This is a genomic window from Mesorhizobium sp. M2A.F.Ca.ET.039.01.1.1 (assembly GCF_003998035.1).
In the GTDB taxonomy this organism is placed as follows: Bacteria; Pseudomonadota; Alphaproteobacteria; order Rhizobiales; family Rhizobiaceae; genus Mesorhizobium.
The window spans coordinates 1-439 of the sequence record NZ_RZRY01001543.1 but is presented as its reverse complement, the minus strand read 5'-3'; the positions used below and the strand labels follow the sequence as shown (position 1 = coordinate 439).

Genomic DNA, 439 nt, shown 5'->3' with positions numbered 1-439 from the left:
GGCGACCTCTCAATCGGACAAGGACAGCCCGCCAATGGACCAGATCGCCAACCCCGCCCCCGGCTTCCAGCGCAATCCCGGCAAAGTCATCACTGTCGAGTCCTTTAGCGGCACCGTCACCGTGCGCGCCGGCGAAACGGTCATCGCTTCCTCGACAAGGGCAAAGCTCCTGTCGGAGCCGCCCTATCCTGCGGTCTTCTACATTCCTTTCGACGACATCGATTTCAGCCAGTTGGCCAAGACCGGTCACTCGACGCACTGCCCTTATAAGGGCGATGCCAGCTATTGGAGCGCGCTGCCGGCCGGCGAGACCGGCAAGGATGCGATGTGGGCCTATGAGCGGCCCTTCGACGAGATGACGGAGATCCGCAATCACGGCGCCTTCTATCCGAGCAAGGTGACGATCGAGGCCACGCCGGACTGACATGCTGCCTTGCCG

The 439-nt window shown here is 62.6% G+C and carries 1 protein-coding gene; it reads left to right on the top strand.

Annotation, left to right across the window (positions count from 1 at the left end; all coding sequences use genetic code 11):
- Nucleotides 1-34 precede the first annotated feature (34 nt).
- The gene (locus EOA24_RS40845) at nucleotides 35-424 is read left to right on the top strand and encodes a DUF427 domain-containing protein (RefSeq protein ID WP_127393253.1); all 390 of its coding nucleotides are present in this window, start codon (nucleotides 35-37) and stop codon (nucleotides 422-424) included.
- Nucleotides 425-439: the final 15 nt, after the last annotated feature.